The sequence below is a fragment of the Candidatus Bandiella numerosa genome (assembly GCF_021811875.1).
Taxonomy (GTDB): domain Bacteria; phylum Pseudomonadota; class Alphaproteobacteria; order Rickettsiales; family Midichloriaceae; genus Aquirickettsia; species Aquirickettsia numerosa_A.
In genome coordinates this window covers 1-3,892 of the sequence record NZ_JAJBJD010000102.1, presented here as the reverse complement: position 1 = coordinate 3,892, position 3,892 = coordinate 1, and the positions used below count along the sequence as shown (strand labels likewise).

General features: G+C 31.1%; 2 protein-coding genes. One reads left to right on the top strand and one right to left on the bottom strand.

Annotation, left to right across the window (positions count from 1 at the left end; translation table 11 throughout):
• Nucleotides 1-204 precede the first annotated feature (204 nt).
• Entirely contained in the window at nt 205-1,923 is a 1,719-nt protein-coding gene (gene argS / locus L8D11_RS03970; RefSeq protein WP_236870379.1) for an arginine--tRNA ligase, read from the bottom strand.
• Nucleotides 1,924-2,076: 153 nt separating this feature from the next.
• Here argS and L8D11_RS03965 point away from each other — a divergent pair, with 153 nt between their 5' ends.
• Entirely contained in the window at nt 2,077-3,585 is a 1,509-nt protein-coding gene (locus L8D11_RS03965; protein WP_236870378.1) for an acyl-CoA carboxylase subunit beta, read from the top strand.
• Nucleotides 3,586-3,892 lie beyond the last annotated feature (307 nt).

The following is a 3,892-nucleotide window of genomic DNA, read 5'->3' as shown; positions in this document are numbered from 1 at the left end:
ACTTACTCTTCTCTATACGTTCTTCTGCTTCTCTTACTAAAAATGACATTTTGCCTCCTCTTTCGTATGTACTTATCTTTTCATTCTATCATATATGTTTCTTTCTGCCTATTATGCAATGGTCTTACAATATATAACAGTAAAAACGATATGAGGCGTGAAAAATATCGCAAGCGCAACAAAAGATTTATGAATTATTTTATATTACATTTGTTCTACTGCCTTAATTCCCAAGATTTTTAATCCTGAGGCGATAACTAATGTAGTAGCATGAACTAATAAAATGCGTGCTTTTGTTAATTCAACATTGTCCTTGGTTATGAATTTTATATTTTCTTCTTTAGTGCCTTTGCTACATATTTGGTGAAAACTACACGCCAAATCATATAGGTAATATGATATCTTATGAGGATCTAGAGTATTTAGGCAAGAAGTTAGTATTTTTGGGTATAGTGCTAATATCTTAATTAAGTTAAAATCATATTCACTATCAAGTAGTGATAGATCAATTTCTTCTTTAACAAGGCTCTCAATATTAATTTGCATTTCTTTAGCCTTTTTTAAAATAGAATTTGCTCTAGCAGATGCGTATTGTACGTAAAAGACTGGGTTGTCTTTATTTTGTTGTTTTAGTTTTTCAACATCTATTTCTAGTACCGTATCTGAGCTTTTAGATAGGATTGCAAATCTTAGAGCATCCTTACCAATTTCATCTAATATTTCTTCTAAAGAAATAAAATTTCCTGAACGCTTGGACATTTTTATTTGTTTACCATCCCTTAAAAGCTTCACTAATTGACAAATTTTAACATCCAATTTAGCTTTCCCGTCGCTTAAAGCATTTACAGAACTTACTAATCTTTTTTTGTAGCCTATGTGATCAGCTCCAAGTAATAACACCATATTATTGAATCCTCGTTCAATTTTATCTAGGTGATAGGCGATGTCAGATGCAAAATATGTGTATTCCCCATTAGATTTTACTACAGCTCTATCAATATCATCGCCGTAATTTGTTGATCTAAACAAAGTTTGTTCTTTTGGTTCCCAGTCATCGCTTGATTCACCTTTTGGTTTTTCCAGCATACCTTGGTAGAGCAAATTTTTTTCCTTTAAAAAATCTATGCAATGTTTAACTTTATTCTGTAGTATCAATTGCTTTTCAGAAACAAAATTATCATGATAGACACCAAGATGATGGAGTTCATTTTTAATAATTTCTAATATTTTTTCAACAGCAAAATTATTTAAAAAATTTTCATCATTTAGTTTATTTGTATCATCTCTAATTTCTTCATGTAAATTTTTTGCTAATTCTATGAGATATTCGCCAGGGTAGCAATTTTCCTCTAATTCTATTTTTTCTCCAAGCAATTGTTTGTATCTAATTTTTAGCGATTTGGTTAAATTATTAATCTGGTTGCCTGCATCATTAATGTAAAATTCTTTTGTAATATTGTAACCACATTTTAAAAGTAAATTTGCAATTACATCACCAAATACTGCTCCCTTAGCATGTCCTAAATGAAGTGGACCTGTTGGATTAGAAGAAACAAATTCTATATTTACTTTTTCACCTTTGCCAATATTCATCTGAGGGTAATCATGCCCACTATTTACTAATTGCTTTAAAAATAAATACCAAAAGCTTTTTTTTATTTTAATATTTAAAAATCCAGCTCCTGCAATTGTGACCGCATCTATATATTCATTTTTGCTGATAACTTTCAATATTTTTTCAGCAATATCTTTAGGATTGGCTTTTATTTTTTTAGCAATAATTATTCCAATGTTAGATGATAAATCTCCGTATTCAGGATTATTTGGAAATTCAACTTTAATGTCATCACGTTCTATAATTTTTGGATAAATAGATTCAACATCAGTAAACAGTATATTTCTAAAATGCGTAAATATATTCATTAAAAAAGGTTAATTAATTTTTTGTCACTTGAAGCTTAAAAATATAGTGAAGCCACATATTTAATAGCTATTTGTTATACGATAATTTTCAAAACATTGTCAAAGAATTATTTTTTTATTAGTATATGCACAATATTAATATATGGCAGAGTTATGCAACATAAAAAAATTAACGAGAAAATAAATGAAAAAATACAAGCGGTAAGATTAGGTGGCGGACAAGAGAGGATAGATAGACAGCATCAATCTGGCAAATTAACTGCTAGGGAGAGAATAGAAATTTTGTTAGATCCAGATTCATTTGAGGAAATGGATGCTTTTATTGAACATAGGTGTCAAAATTTTGGTATGCAAGATAAAATTTTTCCAGGCGATGGTGTTATTATTGGCTATGGCACTATTAATGGGAGAATGGTTTTTGTATTTAGTCAGGATTTTACTGTTATAGGCGGTTCATTAGGTGAAATGCATGCAAAAAAAATTACTAAGATACAAGATTTAGCTTTGAAATTGAAGGCTCCTATTATTGGGATAAATGATTCAGGAGGAGCAAGAATACAAGAAGGTGTAGATTCCCTGAAAGGATATGGAGAAATTTTTCAAAGGAATGTAGATTCTTCAGGAGTGATACCTCAAATTTCAATAATAATGGGACCGTGTGCCGGAGGAGCAGTATATTCTCCAGCATTAACAGACTTTATATTTATGGTTAATCAGACCTCATATATGTATTTGACGGGACCAGACATAGTGAAAACTGCCACGCATGAGGATGTAACGCATGATGAGCTTGGTGGAGCACAGGTTCATATGAAAAAAAGCGGTGTTATTGATTATGTCGCAGAAAATGATATAGAGTGTCTGCAAATGGTAAGAAGGCTTTTTGATTTCTTGCCATCCTCAAATGTAGCAGAGTTGCCAACTTATAAAACAAACGATCCTGCAGATAGAATTGAAATGTCCTTGGAAACTTTAGTGCCAAAAGATAATACCAAACCTTATGATATGAAGCAACTCATTGAAAAAGTAGTTGATGAGGGTGATTATTTTGAGATAAAAGAAAATTATGCAAAAAATATTATGGTTGGATTTGCAAGATTTGAAGGGCGACCTGTAGGTATTATAGCAAATCAACCAATGGAAATAGCTGGTTGTTTAGATATTAATGCATCTATAAAAGCCGCAAGATTTATAAGGTTTTGTGATGCTTTTGGTATACCAATAGTGTCGTTCATTGATGTACCAGGGTTTTTACCAGGGACTGATCAAGAACATAAAGGAATTATCAAGCACGGTGCAAAATTATTATATGCTTATGCTGAAGCTACAGTTCCAAAAATTAGCCTTATTGCAAGAAAATCTTATGGAGGCGCTTATATTGTTATGAGCTCAAAGCATTTAAGAGGTGATATTAATTTGGCTTGGCCTGATACAGAGATTGCAGTTATGGGAGCAAAGGGGGCGGTAAAAATACTGAAGGGAGTGACGGTGGATGAGTACGAAGAAAAATTTGCATCACCACTTGTTGCAGCATCACGTGGTTATTTAGATGATATTATAAAACCTCACCGAACTAGATGGAGAATATGTAAGTATTTAGCAATGCTTGAAAATAAAAAAGTTGAAAAACCATGGAGAAAGCACGATAATATGCCATTATAAGTTGAATCTGGTTCTGAATGTGTTGTTGCAAAAAATTTAGAAATTTAATTTCTGAGTATAAAAATTAATCAGGATTATGCTAATTATGCAAATAAGTTGCTTGAACTAGTAGGAAGAGAATAAAATAAAACGAGATTAATAAAGATTAATTGAGTATAAGTAAAAGCAAATATATCAATTTAAGGCCGTTGCATAAATGCAAAGCAAGGAAGATATGCAATAAATGGATTTAAAAAATTAGATTCATATAAAGAAGAACGATAAGTTTGGTATAAAAGCTGATAGAATAATAGGAATTCAAGAAAGT

Excerpts from the sequence above, each read along its gene's own strand:
- L8D11_RS03965 (WP_236870378.1), top strand. The coding sequence starts at position 2,077 with ATGCAACATAAAAAAATTAACGAGAAAATAAATGAAAAAATACAAGCG.
- argS (WP_236870379.1), bottom strand. The coding sequence starts at position 1,923 with ATGAATATATTTACGCATTTTAGAAATATACTGTTTACTGATGTTGAA.